Source organism: Flavobacterium fluvii, from assembly GCF_900129545.1.
GTDB lineage: Bacteria > Bacteroidota > Bacteroidia > Flavobacteriales > Flavobacteriaceae > Flavobacterium > Flavobacterium fluvii.
On record NZ_FQWB01000009.1, the window covers coordinates 99,548 to 115,668 of the forward strand.

20 protein-coding genes are annotated in these 16,121 nt (G+C 37.2%); all 20 read right to left on the bottom strand.

The features are described 5' to 3' along the window. Positions 1-92: 92 nt before the first annotated feature. The 20 genes from BUC16_RS16175 to BUC16_RS17945 all read right to left on the bottom strand — a co-directional run bounded on the left by BUC16_RS16175 (position 93) and on the right by BUC16_RS17945 (position 15,901). Positions 93-1,313 (bottom strand): 3-oxoacyl-[acyl-carrier-protein] synthase III C-terminal domain-containing protein, encoded by a 1,221-nt coding sequence (locus BUC16_RS16175; protein ID WP_170860888.1) that lies wholly within the window; start codon positions 1,311-1,313, stop codon positions 93-95. Between the two features lie 447 nt (positions 1,314-1,760). Beyond that, entirely contained in the window at positions 1,761-2,507 is a 747-nt protein-coding gene (locus BUC16_RS16180; RefSeq protein ID WP_073371856.1) for a hypothetical protein, read from the bottom strand. Between the two features lie 133 nt (positions 2,508-2,640). After that, positions 2,641-3,267 carry a response regulator transcription factor gene (locus BUC16_RS16185; RefSeq protein ID WP_073371857.1) on the bottom strand — a complete coding sequence of 209 codons (627 nt, stop codon included), beginning with the start codon at positions 3,265-3,267 and terminating at the stop codon, positions 2,641-2,643. Between the two features lie 82 nt (positions 3,268-3,349). Then, entirely contained in the window at positions 3,350-5,128 is a 1,779-nt protein-coding gene (locus BUC16_RS16190; protein ID WP_073371858.1) for a tetratricopeptide repeat-containing sensor histidine kinase, read from the bottom strand. Between the two features lie 295 nt (positions 5,129-5,423). Beyond that, a complete protein-coding gene (locus BUC16_RS16195) occupies positions 5,424-6,272 on the bottom strand; it encodes a DNA adenine methylase (RefSeq protein WP_073371859.1) in 849 nt (282 codons plus the stop codon). Between the two features lie 65 nt (positions 6,273-6,337). Then, the gene (locus tag BUC16_RS16200) at positions 6,338-7,033 is read right to left on the bottom strand and encodes a thymidylate synthase (protein WP_396181309.1); all 696 of its coding nucleotides are present in this window, start codon (positions 7,031-7,033) and stop codon (positions 6,338-6,340) included. Positions 7,034-7,138: 105 nt separating this feature from the next. Continuing rightward, positions 7,139-7,717, bottom strand: a complete 579-nt coding sequence (locus tag BUC16_RS16205; protein WP_073371860.1) for a hypothetical protein — start codon at positions 7,715-7,717, stop codon at positions 7,139-7,141. Positions 7,718-7,721: 4 nt separating this feature from the next. Then, entirely contained in the window at positions 7,722-8,228 is a 507-nt protein-coding gene (locus tag BUC16_RS16210; protein ID WP_073371861.1) for a glycoside hydrolase family 73 protein, read from the bottom strand. 65 nt (positions 8,229-8,293) lie between these two features. Next, positions 8,294-10,204 carry an SGNH/GDSL hydrolase family protein gene (locus tag BUC16_RS16215; RefSeq protein WP_073371862.1) on the bottom strand — a complete coding sequence of 637 codons (1,911 nt, stop codon included), beginning with the start codon at positions 10,202-10,204 and terminating at the stop codon, positions 8,294-8,296. 4 nt (positions 10,205-10,208) lie between these two features. Continuing rightward, the gene (locus BUC16_RS16220) at positions 10,209-11,042 is read right to left on the bottom strand and encodes a hypothetical protein (protein ID WP_073371863.1); all 834 of its coding nucleotides are present in this window, start codon (positions 11,040-11,042) and stop codon (positions 10,209-10,211) included. Continuing rightward, complete coding sequence (locus BUC16_RS16225) at positions 11,039-11,449, bottom strand: hypothetical protein (RefSeq protein ID WP_141226189.1); 411 nt, start codon at positions 11,447-11,449, stop codon at positions 11,039-11,041. The genes BUC16_RS16220 and BUC16_RS16225 overlap by 4 nt, the downstream gene beginning before the upstream one ends. Before the next feature lie 43 nt (positions 11,450-11,492). After that, a complete protein-coding gene (locus tag BUC16_RS16230; RefSeq protein WP_073371865.1) occupies positions 11,493-12,332 on the bottom strand; it encodes a hypothetical protein in 840 nt (279 codons plus the stop codon). Position 12,333: 1 nt separating this feature from the next. Continuing rightward, positions 12,334-12,624 carry a LysM peptidoglycan-binding domain-containing protein gene (locus BUC16_RS16235; RefSeq protein ID WP_073371866.1) on the bottom strand — a complete coding sequence of 97 codons (291 nt, stop codon included), beginning with the start codon at positions 12,622-12,624 and terminating at the stop codon, positions 12,334-12,336. Beyond that, positions 12,602-13,147, bottom strand: coding sequence for a phage holin family protein (locus BUC16_RS16240; RefSeq protein WP_244534383.1), 546 nt, complete (start codon positions 13,145-13,147; stop codon positions 12,602-12,604). The genes BUC16_RS16235 and BUC16_RS16240 overlap by 23 nt, the downstream gene beginning before the upstream one ends. Further along, positions 13,144-13,431: a hypothetical protein gene (locus tag BUC16_RS16245; RefSeq protein ID WP_073371868.1), complete on the bottom strand. Its 288-nt coding sequence runs from the start codon at positions 13,429-13,431 to the stop codon at positions 13,144-13,146. Before BUC16_RS16245 ends, BUC16_RS16240 begins: the two co-directional genes overlap by 4 nt. Positions 13,432-13,433: 2 nt before the next feature. After that, positions 13,434-13,649: a hypothetical protein gene (locus tag BUC16_RS16250; protein ID WP_073371869.1), complete on the bottom strand. Its 216-nt coding sequence runs from the start codon at positions 13,647-13,649 to the stop codon at positions 13,434-13,436. Between the two features lies 1 nt (position 13,650). Continuing rightward, positions 13,651-14,181: a hypothetical protein gene (locus BUC16_RS16255; protein WP_073371870.1), complete on the bottom strand. Its 531-nt coding sequence runs from the start codon at positions 14,179-14,181 to the stop codon at positions 13,651-13,653. Beyond that, complete coding sequence (locus BUC16_RS16260) at positions 14,178-15,182, bottom strand: hypothetical protein (RefSeq protein WP_073371871.1); 1,005 nt, start codon at positions 15,180-15,182, stop codon at positions 14,178-14,180. The genes BUC16_RS16255 and BUC16_RS16260 overlap by 4 nt, the downstream gene beginning before the upstream one ends. Further along, on the bottom strand, positions 15,183-15,779 hold the full coding sequence (locus tag BUC16_RS16265; RefSeq protein WP_073371872.1) for a DUF6046 domain-containing protein: 597 nt from the start codon (positions 15,777-15,779) through the stop codon (positions 15,183-15,185). Beyond that, positions 15,779-15,901 (bottom strand): hypothetical protein, encoded by a 123-nt coding sequence (locus tag BUC16_RS17945; protein ID WP_262987421.1) that lies wholly within the window; start codon positions 15,899-15,901, stop codon positions 15,779-15,781. Before BUC16_RS17945 ends, BUC16_RS16265 begins: the two co-directional genes overlap by 1 nt. Positions 15,902-16,121 lie beyond the last annotated feature (220 nt).

Sequence of the window (16,121 nt, forward strand, 5' to 3'; positions counted from 1 at the left end):
TTTGTATTAAATACTGAATCAAAGGGGGGTAAAATAAAAAGCTACATACCGATGGGCATATAGCTGCAATAATAAGTTTTTATCTTGAAAAATTATATTTTCTCAAGCAGTAATCCTGTAGCCGTAAGCCCTGGACCAAATGCCATCGCTACGACTTTTGTGCCTGATTCGATGGTGGAATCATTTATAATTTCATCCAGAACATGAGGTATTGTGGCAGAAGACATATTGCCATGGAGACGCAATACTTCGTAAGACCATCGAGCCTGATCTTTTTCAACTCCTAATTCACTAACCACATAATCAATAATTTTGGGGCCACCGGGATGAATGGCAAAATGCATCTTGGACTTCTGTTCTTCAAGATCTAGTCCGGCTTTATCACAAAGAAAGGATAAAAAAGATTTAATATTTTTACGAATAAAAACGGGAACTCGTTTAGAAAGAGTCATCAAAAAATTGTATTCTCCCAAATCCCAGGACATGTCTTCCAATGAATCTGGAATGATGACCTCGTGGGAAGCTATTATTCGCAATCCTTTTTTCTCCTTAATGGAAGTATCAGCCATGAATGATTTTTCTTCATATAAAGAATAGCCTATAAAACCATCCGAAAAAAGGGAACAAATCATGGTATTTCCGGGAGAAAACTCAGTCAAATTTAAGTGTGCCGTCAATAATTCAGTATGAACCACGTCTGACCTCCCATTGTTTGGACTGGCACAAATGAGGCTGCTGGCCGTGCGAATGGCCGGAAAAGCACCATAACATCCCATATGATAGGAATGGGTAACCTGTACCGTTTCCCAATTCCTTTCTATTACCGCTTCCTGCGCAACACTGGGAGAAGAATAGCCCGAACAAGTAACATGAACAAGATTCTCGGGTCTGGTGGCCGTTTTGGAATAAAATTGATCAAAAACATACCCCATTTTTCTTTTAAACCATTCCATTCGAACCTCAATTTTAGGACCAAAAGAATGTCCTCTCTTAACCTCAAAACCAATGGGAAAATGATATTCCGAAGGTGACGTAATTTCCATTATATTTTCAATGAAATCCTCAACCTCTTCAAAAATGATGCATTGCCTGAAATTAATGTTTTCGGATGAAACAGAATACTTGTCGACCTGATCAGATATATACCCAAAATTAACTAATTCATTGTCCATAAAATCACTTCCTGTGCTATCAAATTTTGGAAGATTTTGGAAATGATAATATAAAAACTTGGTGTATTGATTGAGCTTTGTCTGGTCAAATAATTTCCCAACTAAAATGGGATGGAAATTGGAAATAATAATATTTTTCATAACCTTAAAATTAAATCCTGAAGTAAAATTAAGGGAAAAGTTTTTAAAAAAAATAAGCCAATTAATCGTATTAAACATCGATTTCGTATTTACTTGATTTACAACAACTTACAAATGTTGTAATTTTGTTAAAATACTAACAATTAGAAGATTATGAGAATTAAGCCACTCGATATTATTGATTGATTATCTAGAGTTAACAAAAACTAAACATTCCTTATTTTGATTTGGTTTTAAAAGAAATGTCATATAATTTTCAACGCTTATTTTGTGCCTGATTAGGCTAATAACTGTACTTATTTCTTTCCAAAATTTAGCGCCTAAAAAGCATTTTCCAACCCCCATTAAATATCAAAATTATACATTATACATTATTCAAAACAAAAAAACCTTCCATGATTGAAAGGCCTTTTTGCTTAATTTTTGGTTTTTCTGATGTGAAAACAATTATAAAGTTCTTTTACCGGTTATGGTTATCGTTTTATTGTTACTATCCTTGAATGAACCGTCCAATGCGTCTCCGGCAATTGTTGCTATCACTTTTGAATCAAGAATCAATTGACTGCTTCCGTTGATGGTGCCAGATCCAGAATCCGTACTTGTCTGACCATTTTCCTTGACAACATATCCCCATTTCATCAATGATCTTGACAACAAGATGTTGAACGTTCCTTTTTCGCCATCAGAAACAGCATAAGTACCTTCAAAACTTTCAATCATTGATGTTGACGTTTCTTTAAACAGTTGAAAAACAGTGTTGGGATGTCCTGGAATACTGGAAGACACCATTGTAGGCGAGCCTCCACTCATTCCAACAGAAAATGTCATGGAAATGGGACTACCGTTGAAAGTTCCCGTAAAAGGCGCAACATAAGCTTGACCGTTAACCACGGCAACATTGGAGGTCAAAGCAACTGAAACTCCATCAAGTACCATTGTTGCTGTTATGGTACTGCTTCCGTTTTGGATGTTGATGGAAATCGTCCCTGTGGAGCCCACGACAATTCCTTTATAAACTCCTTTGACACTGGCATCATTTGCTGCCAAAGCATCGGGTGTAGTTTTACAAGTTGCACATACATAATTTACGGCAGGAGCATCGTCGTCCTTGGAACAGGAAAATAGTAAAGAAATCATTCCCGTAAAAAAAACAGGAAGAATCAATAACGCAATTAATCTTTTTAAATTTTTCATAATACTTTAGTTTATTGGTTAGCAATTAATTAAATCCGACATTGCAACTTTTGCATAGCCAAATTTAGACTGGAACCGCAAGCCAGACAATAACCAAAAAGTAGTAATTTATGAAAGATAAAAATAGAATGAATTATTTCGAAGAAGTCTTGTTCAAGGCTTCGGTGCGGGAATTTACCTGAAGCTTTTCATATATGTTCCGAATGTGTGTCCTGACGGTTTCCGTGCTCAAAAACAGTTTGTCGGCAATTTCTTTGTAACGAAGTCCTTGCGAAAGAAGATGCAGAATTTCTTTCTCCCGTTCGGATAGTTTTTTCATTTCACTGTTTTCACGATTGGAAGAATGGAAAGAGTCAACCACTTTTCGGGCAATGTGACTGCTCATGGGAGATCCTCCTTTATAAACTTCGACAATGGCATCCAATATTTTGGAGGGTTGGGTGGTTTTTGTCAAATAGCCTGATGCTCCCGCTTTAAGCGCTTTGAAAACAGAATCGGTGTCTTCAAAAGAAGTACACATTAAATATTGAACAGCAGCATCTTGTGGTTTTAATTCAGCAATACATTGAATGCCATCTTTTCCCGGAAGGTGAATATCCATCAATACAACGTCTATATTCAATGTCGGAATAGCAATTATGGCTTCTTCGGCAGTTTCAAAAGTATGCACGCAAGTAAAGCCTTCGCTGCCGTTTATTAAAACTGCAAGGCTTTCCCTTATTTCCTTTTCGTCTTCAACGATTCCAACATGTATTATCATCAACACAAAATTAGCTATTTCCCTAAATTCAACACTACTACTAAAATGGTATATGTATCATCACCATTAAAAACCCAAATCATTATTTCACTATTTTTTGAAGTGGCACACCAACCCTAATTTCAGTGCCAAGGTCTTTTTCTGAAACAAGATCAAAAGTCCCTCCTATTGCTTCCAACCGACTTTTCATGTTCCGCAATCCATTTCCTTTTTTGTTCTTTTCATCTAAGCCGATTCCGTTGTCTTTTATGGAAAGTACCAGATTCTGCGATGAAATCTCTATCGCAAAAAAAACTGCCGTGGCTTTAGAATGTTTGGCAATATTGTTCAAGGTTTCTTTCACCACCATGAATAATTCATGATGCGCTTCCTTGGTAATATTGGTTTGCGGCAATTCATCCGGAAAAGAATATTTTAAATCTATCGAAAAATCTTCCAGATAATCCGTGGTATATTCCCGCATTCGAGCAACCAAATTGGCGATGGTGTTGTTGTCTGAATTCAACGACCATATCAAATCGCGCATGTTTTCAATCATTTTTTTGGCCGTTTCTTTTACCGATTCACTGCTATTTCTAATGTCGGGTAGGTGTTCCGTCTTTTGGAAAATGATTTCACTCAAAAAATTTATTTTGGACAAACCTGAACCTAAATCATCATGGATGTCTTTGGCAATCCGCAATCTTTCCTGCTCTTCAGTTTCTCTAATGATTTTTTCCTGTATCAATTGATATTTCAATTTCTGCCTGCTTTTCCATATCAAGGCAATTACGACAAGACCAAATACAAATAGAAAAAAAACAATCATCTGGTTGTTTTTTCGTGTCAACTGAAAATTCTGCTCCTTGATTTTTAGATTTCTAATTTTCCTCTCTTGTTGCAATACAAGAATTTCATCCACTTTCTTTTGTGTTTCAAATTTCACCTGCATTTCAGAAAGTTGGGTCGTGCGTTGCGTATTTATAAAACTGGATTTTTCCTCTTCGAATAATTTCCTGTATTTAATGGCTTTCGGGTATTGATGTAATTTTTCATAAGCTGTCGAAATACCGTCGTAGGATTCAATGATCACTTCTTGCGCCTGGATAGCCCTTGCATTGGCATTGGCAAGGAGACAAAATTCAAGCGATTTTGAATGATTCCCCATAAGCTCATATACATTGCCCAGATTGTTTTGGTTGGCTGCAACCATAAACTTGTCACCCAACTTATTGGACAACAGAATTGCTGCTTCATAATTTTTTACGGCTTTGGGGTAGTCTTTCAAATATTTGTAAACAATCGCCAGATTATTGAGTACCATGGCAATTTTCTCTTCATCCTTTTTGGCTTTGTAAATTTCAAATGCATTGGAATACATTTTCAAAGCTTTTACATAATTGTACTGTTGCTCGTAAACAATCCCCATATTGTTTTCACAATCAGCCATCAACAAATCATTGTTTACTTTTTTGGCAAAATCATAGGCCAGATCATAATAATACATGGCACTTTTGAAATCTTTTTGTTCCTCATATACAGTACCAATATTTTTATATGTTTTTGCAATATTCAGACTGTCACGACTTTGTTTTGAAAAAGCTATTGCCGACAAATAATTAGTGAGTGCCTGTTCCGATTTTCCAATTCTTGAAAATGTGTTGCCCAGATTGTTGTAAGTTTTGCCTAATAATTCTATATTTTTGGATTTTTTATAAAGGATGGCACATTTTTGGAATAGCTCAAGAGCTTCTTTGTAATCCCCTTTTGAATAAGCCAAAACACCTTTTTGCATACTGTTTTCGGCAATTGCACCTGATTGGGAAAAACAGGTAAAACCCTGAAATAAGAAAAATAAAAAAAGCAAGTAGTGTTTTATCATTTTCTAAAACTACAAAATAATACTGATTATCAGTATTATATTATTTTTTTTTTAAACAAAAAAGCTTCCTATGTGGAAGCTTTACTATACAAAAATGGTTTTCTACCTAGCATATTCCTCCTGTATTAATAAATAGCAATTTTACTGACTTAACCATTTTTTTAATCAACCAATAGCCAATATAATCGGCAAAACCAAATATGCAGAATTTTGCAACAGGTTTGCCCGCAAAAATACAAAAAGAAAGCACTCATATCGAGTGCTTTCTTCATTTAGTTTAAACGTGGTTTAAAACCTATTTAAACTCATAATTTACCTTGTGTAACATTATATCAGTGTAACTCGACACGAAGTTCACTTGATTGTTTACCGTACTGGTTGTTGATCCGGCAAAAGGATTGTACAATGCCGGCTTGGTGGCCATCCATTCGCACAACTCAATTATGTTTGATTTGTTGGATGTGAAGTAAATGTAATTCGTGCCGTCCAACACGTCAAGAACATCAAGGTAATCCTTTAGTTTCCAGTAATTCTTATACGTTCCAACGTCTGTACTCAAGTATGGCGGGTCAACCAAGAACACGACATTCGTGCTGTCCTGGTACTTCGAAAACAATTCCTTATAATCAAGTGATTCAATGACAACGCCATCCAAATAGTTATCGGTATTATACTCACTCATTCTAACGCAATTGTACAGCGTTTCCTTTGCCAGTTGTTCACAGGATAGCACATATTTCATACTAAACATTATGTTACTTGACAAAGTAATATAGTCAACATATCCGGTTGTTTGTTCTTCCTGCAGCACCCTTGAAATAATCAAACTTTTTTGAGGTTCCACAATCTTTTTATCCTTTGGACAGCCTACCAAGATAGTCCTAATGTCACTAATTAACTTATTTGTGGCACCAACATTCTCCAGTCGCAACCTATAATTATCATAATCATTGTACACCACGTTTGCTTTTGGGTAATGTTGCTTTATTGTATGCGATAACAGCCCGGAACCACCGAATAAATCGACGTATGTGGCATCATCCGGACAGTTGTCCAGTACAGCCTTAACTTGTTTTAAAAATCGTCTCTTTTGCCCCATAAATGGCAATGGTGCCTGCGTAATTTTTTTGCTTTTTTCTTGCATTTTTTTGTTTAAATGTTTGCGTAATTGATTGTTATACACTATCTTTATAGTGTATAGGGCAGTGACTAAATACCGGTATTTAGGGTAAAAGTTGCTGTTTCTCCTCTTAATAATTGGTTAGTATTTTCGATGTTGTTCTCGTATATATGTACGTTCCCCAAGAACAGCGTAATACTCTTTAATTCAAGGTTTATTTGCTTGCTTATCAGGTATAAATGGTAGATGTCCGATGGTAATCCCAAACTGGCATCCGAACTCCTTTGATAAGCACTAACCACAAGCTTTCCCTTCTCTATTTGGAACTGAATCAGGCTTAAACACGGCTGTTGATTGCTCTCGGTGTTGTTAGAACCCAAGAACAGTACATAATTTTTTGATGTGCGCTTTTCACGATTTATCTTTTCAATAAGCTTTGGCAATTGCTCAAAATAAGTAGGGTAACTATTGACCAATATAGGACCACAGTAATCCCACCACGAAACTCCAACATCCCTATAAGCTTTTGTAGAACGTTCACCGGCCATAAATAAGCCCAACTCATCTTTTAATTTTTTCCGAGCCACTGCATGCCCTTCGAACAATTGAAGCAAGTCAATTGGTTTGAGTTCAAGGGTTTGATTCAATAAGTATTTTATAGAACCTTTATTGTTATCCTGGTTCTTGCCTTTACTTAAAATCTGATCTAATATTTGATGATATTTATTCATATTCGTTTTTTGATTGATGATTAATGATTGTATCTTTGCTGCTCTCACATTCATAAATAAAACACCCAAGACCATTAGAAGACTTATGCCTTCCAACGACCTTGGGTGTGTTAATTTAAAACGAATGTGAGAGTTTTTTTTAAATGTTGGAAGGCTTTTTTACCCTCCTTTTGTACTGAAAAGCGATATAAACTTATCAGGAAGTTTAAACTTTTTACCAATCCAAGCAAGAATTATAATCACTACTATAATGCCGAACAACCATAGGTAAAACCCAAATTGAAAGCCTTTTACTTTAGCTACTTTTGCTTTCTTTGCCTTGCTTTTATCAGTCGCTTTCTTTTGGCCGACATCAACTTCAATTCTACCTTTTTCGACTTTGGTTTCATCCTTTTTCTCGGTTGCTGCAGTCTCTTTTTTTTCGGTTTGGGAGTTGATTTCGCCACCTTCTAAATAGATTTCTTCTTTCAGGTCACCATCAACAAAATGTTTATAATGAAATGGTTTCCTGGTACCGGAACTATCCAGTTCCGAAACACTTGTTAAAACCAAATTACTATTGATGGCCAGCTGGCTTTTTTGCCAATCCAATTGATGTTTAACCGACTGCTGAAACATCGAATCGAAGTGCCTTTTCATTTCTTCCAGTTCCTTTTGTCTCGATGTTTCAAGGGTCACGGTTTTCGTTTTACAACCGAGAACCAACAACGCCAACGCTATATATCCTAATGCTTTCATACTTTTATTTTACAAATTTTACAATCGATTTAGACACGGCTTTTAGCGTATCGGCATAATTTGGATCAGTGGCATAACCCGCTTCGGCAATGGCATCAAAAAATTTGTTATAGTCTCGACAAACTTTTAAAGCTTTGGCATATCGTTTATTCTTGAAAAAGAACTGGGCGTGATCATTAAAACAGTCTTCAGGAGTAGCATATTTTCTAAAATAATCTTTCCCTTTATGCTTAAACATTTTAATGCCATTTCTAACTACAGGAGTCGAAGAAATGGGAATAGGCATAGGGTTATTGATGCTTCTAGTGTACTCCGTTGTCGTAATCAGCTGTTCGTTTCCGTTGATTCCGTCGGTATCTTTCACTCCAAAAAACATATTCCCTGGTGCAACATCACCCCAAGCACTTTCAAGTGCCGCCTGTGTCAATGTGGCCACGGCCGAAAGCCCTGTTTTTTCCTCTACTTTCCTTGCATGTGGTAGATATTTATCTACAAATAATTGTGGTTTCATTCTTTTTGTTTTGATTATTAGAGGACTATTTTTACTTCCTGTCCTCCTGAGAATTATTTATTTAACTATATTAAATTGGTCATAGCTTTAATAGCAACATTTGCCATTCTATCGGCATAATCAGCATTTGGATGTAAATTGTCTGGTGCCATTGCAGGTCTATTCCATTTATTCACCATACATTCTCTACTGAAATCAATTACCGGAAATCCGTATTTATTAGCAATATTTCGCATTGCATCTGCAAAATCTTTACTAGTTTTACCGTTATTATCTTGGTAATTTGGATTACTCGAAAAAGCCCCATATTCTCCGTATGTAGTCGTAGCAATAAAAATTTTTGCACTTGGTGCTCTTTCCATAGCCCTTTCTACCCATTTATTTAGTGCTCCGTAAAACTCATCAGTATTGGTACTATCAATACTACCAATAACGTAGCTTCTTGCATAATCGTTAATACCTCCATTTAAAATAATAACATCAGTATCAACTGGTATTTGTGCTATTCTTTGAGTTGTCCACATTCCTTGACCGGGCGCACCTCCATCCGCGAAACCACTTAATGAAGTTCCGCTCATACCTAAATTTGTATGTATAAGTTCTAATTTAGTTGCAACTTTAGGCTGCCACGCATTCATTTCAGTTATACTATCGCCGATTGTTACAAGTTTTTTTAAAACAGGAGGGGTATAAGTACCATAATATGGGTATTTAGATGTCCAACCCGGAACGTGATATTCTGTTTGAGTGCTTCCCTCTTCAAATTGACAGGTATTTAATTGTCCAGAACCTACCGTAATTTTAATGTAGTAACAGCCTGCTGGAATTGTCACCGGAAAAGTTCCGAATTGTGAACCGGAAACAAAAACTTTATTGGCAGCATAAAAAGCCTTGAACGTTTGATTTGAGTTGCAAGAATAAATATTACCCGGAATTACAGATATAAAATCAGATGCAACGCCATCAGGATAACCTCCCTGTATATTTCCGTCCAACCAACTTATGAACGAATTAAACGTAGATGTTTCAGGATTAAACAAGTTTTTTGAAGGTATCAATATTCCTTTCGTTTGCTCAGGTGCTACGGTTTCTTTTTCTAAAACAATAGGTATATTTTCCTCATTTTTTATAATGTATTTGTAATTTTCATACGCAGTTACCGCATTTCCTTCTTCTAATTGCATAGTAAGAATTTGCGCCTCTAGTGATAAAGTTACTTTTACATATTTTGTATCAACACTAGTTGTAAATGAATTCACAAAAGAGCCGCCACCTACTATAACATTTTTATTTATATCAAAATATGTCGTAAATCTTAACATACCACTTGGAGTATAAGTTGTTAACGGATTAACTTCAATAAAGTCAGATATTGAAAAACCATCTCCTGCGTAAATGGTGCCATCTTCCCCCATAAAATGGTTTAGATATACCGTGTTTTTATTGTATTTATTTTTACCAACAATAGTGCTCGCCTTTCTACTTAATTTTTTATTTGTATCAATAGTTTTTTCATAGCCCCCCAAATCCAACTCCGTAACCGTAATCTTCCAAACTCCAGCAACCCTTGAAATAAAAGCATAAGAAGTAGCCGGAACAACCACGCCGCCACAATTCGCATACGTTCCCTCTTCAACCGCAAAACCGTGAACATTTATCGTATCAGGAATAGTACTCAAAGGTGTTAACGCCCCAAGGTTTTCACTATCAACTACTACGCCTTCTATTTGACTCTCAACCCAAGTTCTCAACGCTCCAAACAACCCAGCGTGAGCATTTTCAGCTGTCGTGTGCGCCTGAAAAACGGCATTACTAGCTTTAGCAGCCAATAAGGTATCAAGCCCGTCCACATCAGTTGCGGCTACTTTATCGCTCTTGTGGCGGAAGGAATCAAACATATCCCAAAATTGGGCTTGAGTAGGTATAAAATTGGTTTTAAACCAGTTTTTTATCGTATTTAAAGATTGTAATCCCATAATATTAAAGTGTTGGTGCGGTGTATATATATTCGATAAACATTACTAATCGATATGGATTCATAATATTAGTGGTGGCAGCTGTCGGAGCGGTTGAAACTTTTTTAACGGACTCAAAGCTTTCGCCAACTTCAGCGGCTCCCGTGGAAACAATCAAAAGTCCCGAAGTTCCTCCAGAGGTTCCATCGCCAACTCCATATCCACTTAATGGAACGGAAACTGCAACCGAGGCGGCGCCTCCAACATCACCAACATTCTCACCCTCATTTTCTGGATTCCAACCAAACGGCATACGGTCACGCCAATTAACAACTTCGTGCCAACCATTAGGAATGTCAGCGGCGGGTTTGTTCCAAAGAACCATCCCGCCTCCCGCTTGGAAAACAGCATTTTTCTTTTCGAGTTCGGTAATTCGATCTGTAATAGTAGATAAATCAGCTGCATCAAATTTCAAAGCGAGAGCTTCCGAAATATCCTTTGTTGGGAAAGATGGTTTAAAATCTGCCCAAAGCCATTGCTCGGTTGCTGTTCCAAAAGTGGCGTGTCGGCGATAAACAACATCGTGTGTACTCAAATCTTCAAATTCCAAAGCCTCAATAGCCTCTACAATTATCACGTTAGTTTGAACGGTTCCTCCTATGAACTCCAACACTTCGCCGTTGATAAAAACAACACCATCGGCAACGGTGGTTCCAACGAGTCCGCAACCTGAAATAATTGAAAAATTGCCCGAAATATAGCCCAGTGCATTGAAAAGGGTATAAGCCTTTTGCATTTCATCGAGAATATCACACTCAATTGGAAAACCAATGCTTTGCATAAAATTGAATCTATTCATATAGGTCGTATTTGATAGCGTTTCGACGCTAATTTGTATTTTCTTATCTGTGAGTGCAATTCATTTATTTTGGTGTCAATTACTTCCTGTGGCACAAAAACAATAAAATCAACACCTGTATTCAAGTATTCAGAATTTTGGTAAATGAATAATTTACCAAGAAATACCGGCTTCTTTTCGGCTCTTGTATAAATGTACTTTCGAGGAAAAGCATTACCGTCCGTGATGTAAATTCGCCTTGAGGCAACATCTAGTTTATCGTTTAGAACATTTCGCAAGGAAAAAACCTTACCTGTATGATTCAAGACATACCAGTCGTCTAATCTTTTCTGCAACCATGTATAATGTAATTGCGAAATAGGCACGAGCAAAGCTTGCAAATAAGCCGTAAGTACTGGTTTCCTCAAAAACGTGGGGAGGAGCAATACCGCTAACTTCTTATAATCTATATCATACCACATAGCTCACGTTGTCAAAATTCACAATTTCAAAATAGCCGGACGTTGGTGTGGTTCTGACATTGATTGGTGCAAAATCGCTAAAACCTAAACCAACACTATTCCAATGACTGGATGTAGCATTAAAAATATGGGCATTATCCACACCAGGTACAGTTCGCAAATTCGCAATCAAATCATTCAAGACCAACTCACCATCAAATGGCAAAGCTTTCATATAGGCTTTTATGGCAGTCTCAACAGGCTTGCCACCGTCCAAAATACTATTTCCATTTTCGTCAATTACCAAAACATCCCGATAAATTGCCATTATCAAAACCAATTTATCTACTGGATTATTCACTATGTTAAGCCTAACACCTGCGTATTTTATTTCCTGCATAAATTCGTTAAAGCTTTCAAGTTGTGGAGCCGTCAGCGGTGCCAATAGATTGCCATTCTCTCCGGCAACTTTTATGGTCAATTTATTACTCTCAAAGCTTTCTTTGACGGAGCAATATTTTACAATTTGCGAAGCTTCAATTTGGTCAATTGTATAACCGGCATTATCAAATTTATCACTGTCATACAGCAAGTCAAAACCGTACTGAAAAGACAAAGCCATATTACGGTACCATCTTGCCGTACCTGATTTTTGTTCGTAAAGTGCTGTGTCGATTTGGGTTTTATGAACATCAAACAACACTTCCAATAGCCAAATGGCATAAGCCACCACAAAAACAAACAGACGATAAATAGCCACTCTACTCGTAGAAGTAAGTGATGCTAAATTAGCATCGGTAGCAATGGCCGTAAACATTGTATTTTGAATTTCCGTTATTGTTCGTGCCATTTTATCCTATTTTAAAATTGATTCCAAGTCTCATAAATCCTATTCCAAGTCCCGGAGGAATTGGAGGAATTTTCATCGCCGTTGCTGGGTCCACTTTGTTCGCACTGAAATAATTGATTACTTCCTGATTTCCGTAGTCTTTTGCGGGTATGGCAATGAGTTGTCCAGGTATTGGATCATCAGTAATACTCATATTATTTAGAATTGCTATTTCAGCAACCGCTTCCATCGTTCCACAATGCCTAATGGCGATATCGGACAAGGTTTGATTATGTAGTGCTATTATCTTCATCTAGTTCAAATTGTTTGTAAAACTTTTTATTGATAATGCGAATCAACGTCTTGGCATATTTTACACCCAGACTGTCCAAATTTTCCAAAAGGCTTACCAATAACTGCCAAATAATTCCGAGTAAAACTGCCCAATACAACCACGCAAAAGGATCCAATTCCACATCCATTATTTTAAGAAAATCCGAGTTTTTGGCGAAGGTGTTCAGAATGTAAATTGGCACTAAATAGGTCGCTATTTTCAAAATCATTCTGCCAAACTTTCGGCTTTCGTGGCGTTCGCCTCTTTTCAATGAGGCCTGTACACCCGTGTACCATTCCGAAACCAACAACACTACGTAAGCGATTAAAAACAAATGATTGAAACCAAACAAGAAACTAACAGATGAGAGCATAAAAGCCATGAGTAAATCGATTTTGATAATTGGAATTGAGGTGTAAATGAATCCGAAAGCACTCTTTAGAAACTCATCCAAATCGACAAACCCAAATCCTTTAAAAAAATAATTTATTATTCTCATCATATTTCAATGTTTAAATTTTCAATTCCATTACTGGTGTCAATCGTTGCATCGGTATAACCATCATAGTTTAACTGAATCTTTAAATCACGTTTAAACTCGTCTGCAGTAATTGTTTTTTTGATATAATTGATGGCTCCAAATCCCACAAAAGGAAATTCTTTGAGTTCGCCCGGTTGCAAGTCAATAATATCTTCAACATGTTGTTGATCACTTTGACCTATGGATAAATCACCATCGATACATACCAAATCCCCGCTTTCATCTCTCAATATATCCTGTCTCATTTTTAACTTATTGTTCCGGTTCCCGTTCCTGTTTGAGCCACAGCCGTTCCCGTGGTAGCTACAGTTACGGAAACAGTTCCCGACATTATGTATTCCTTTATGGCCAGCATCAACTTTTCGGCATAAACAACCTTTGCGGCGTTATAATCATCTGCCTGAATCATTTCATCCTGGAGAGCGATTATTTTTGTTTTGAATGCGTTATCGTTTAATGCCATTTTAACTTAGTAATTGATTCGTTTTGGTCTTCAAATCTGTAAATACCGTAATATCTGCAGGGGAAAATTTCCCTGGTCCCGATGGTGTCATTATGATGGCTTTAGTCAGTTGATCAAAACCTTTGTCCAAAATCGATTTAAGACTTACGGTACCATTGGTTATCTTGAACTTTCCGGACTTCATTTCAAGTACCTGGTCACCGATTTTAATCGTGACATTTCCTTCCTTGAATTCGAACAATTGATCACCCATTTTAATGATCACCTTTTCAATCTCCGAAACCCCTAATACAAAGGCATTGTCTTCGTTTTCCAATCGACCAATGACTACTTTAGAACCTACTTTTGGGTAAACCGTAAACTGGCTTTCCAATTCTTCGACGATGGCATTTAAGCGAACATCTTCGTAAGCATCCACGGTGCATGTGTCATTTTCAACCGCCGTAACCGTTCCAACCGTTAAGGTAAATTTGCCTTTCTTTCCTCTTGCGCCTTTAACAGCCAGTTTAAAAAGTTCATCGAATTCACTCATAACTTGTAACTTAAATTATTGGCTCTTTTAATGCCGTCAGAAGCGTTAATATCAATGGTTACACTTTCAATAAAATAGCGGCCATCCTGATGCCTGTCTTTATAAAATGGCCTATACAATTGCGCTGCATCCCCGGGCTTGGTTCTTGGCTCACACCAACCGTCCAACGTCCCTTCGAAGCCATCGACACTTAAAGATTTATAAGTTTGGTCACCCCAAACTTTCATTTCTTCTTGAGTCAAATCAGGCATAGTAATAATCTTTGTATTGCTGCCTTTTTCGCCAACAGAATAAGTTAATTCTTTTCCTGTTTTTTGCTTGGATTTAATCGTAACCTCCAAAGGTTTGCTCTCTTTTTGCTCAAACTTCAAACTGCTGCCACGTCGAACATTTTCACTAAAATTGAATTTATGAACCGTTTCCGCTTTAAAGTCCACTATCATTCCCACGCACAATGTCGTTGGGTTTTTGAAGTAGGCTCTTATGCCTGCCTTGTCTCGAAGTTCCTCCAAAACATTGTAAGGAGTGGCATCTTCAATAAGCCATTTTCCTATGCTGTAATCGCCGTTACATTCAATCGTGTATTTGGCAGGTACTACAGCTTTCAAAATGTCAATCAGTTTCCCGGACTTGATAAATTTGGTTATCCGTGGAGCCTTCTTGAGTTGAAACATTTCATCTTCGCACTCCAAAAGCAAAGGCGTTTCTGCACCTACTTTTTCGATGTAACCTTCAAACTCTGTCTGAAGCTTTCCATCATATCCAAATTCAATTTTGACGGCATCGCCACGTTTCATAAAATCTAAAATAGATTTACCCGAAATATTGATGGATTTACCCACCTCGTCAACCGCATTTTTAAACTCCCTTGGTAACTCAATTTTTGCATTATTTGCAAGAACTTGAACACTCGACTCGATGTGAATAGATTGACAAACCGTAAACTGTAAATTATCAGCAATCGTAATCCTTAAACTGATGTTGTGATACAGGTAATTCATTTAACTATTCGGTTTCAAAAGCGTGAAATTCACGGCTTTTATTGAACTGGCTTGGATGGTAAATTGTACCGTGTCCTGGTAACCTTCCACACTTGTAAAATTGATTGATCTGAAATACAAACTATCGATGTCCCTTTCTTCAAATTGCTTCCCAATTACCTTGGCCACAACATGGCGTTTCCAGTTTTGGTTTAACCTCCTGATTTCGTCACTCGGATAAACCCGGTTATCGACATCAATCAATAAACCGTTTATGGTAATATCCCACGGCTTCATACCCCAACGCTCCACTACTACCGGATCATCGTCATTGACTTCCGTTTCGATGAATGTTTTCTCTTGGGAAAAGCCCATCAACAAAGGCGGTGCAAAAATTCGACCTCGGTCTCCGTGCAACATCGCATCAAATTCCATCGGCTCCAGTCCAGGGATTTCCATTTTCACATATTCAACACTTGAGTTAACAAGCGGATAGGTTTCGAAAGAAGGACTTTGTTTACTGGTTTTATCAATGAACACTTTTTCTATGGCCTTGCCCGCTGCCAACATTCCGAAAGCAGATTTATAGCGTAAGGATAAATCGATTGTTAGGTTCATTAGATTTGTTTTGGGGCTACAATATTGTTTTCAACTAGCCATTGCACTTGAGCCCATTTTTGCGCCCAAATATCATCATCCAACTGTTCCGGGAATGGTAGATGCAAAATGTGGCTAATCATCGCATCTATTTTAAAAACCATATCCTTATCGGTATCGTTTATCAGACCCGGACAGTCTTCTAATACTTTTTTATCTTGTTCTCTCTAATCGGAATTAGTTCAGCCAAGGCACCTACAGTAGTAAATGTAAATCGTCAGCAAAAAGTGGACTGATTTAGACAAAAAATAAGAGAGTGTTTTCAAAATCCTTAAATTTGAAATAAGTATGAAAACACCAAGA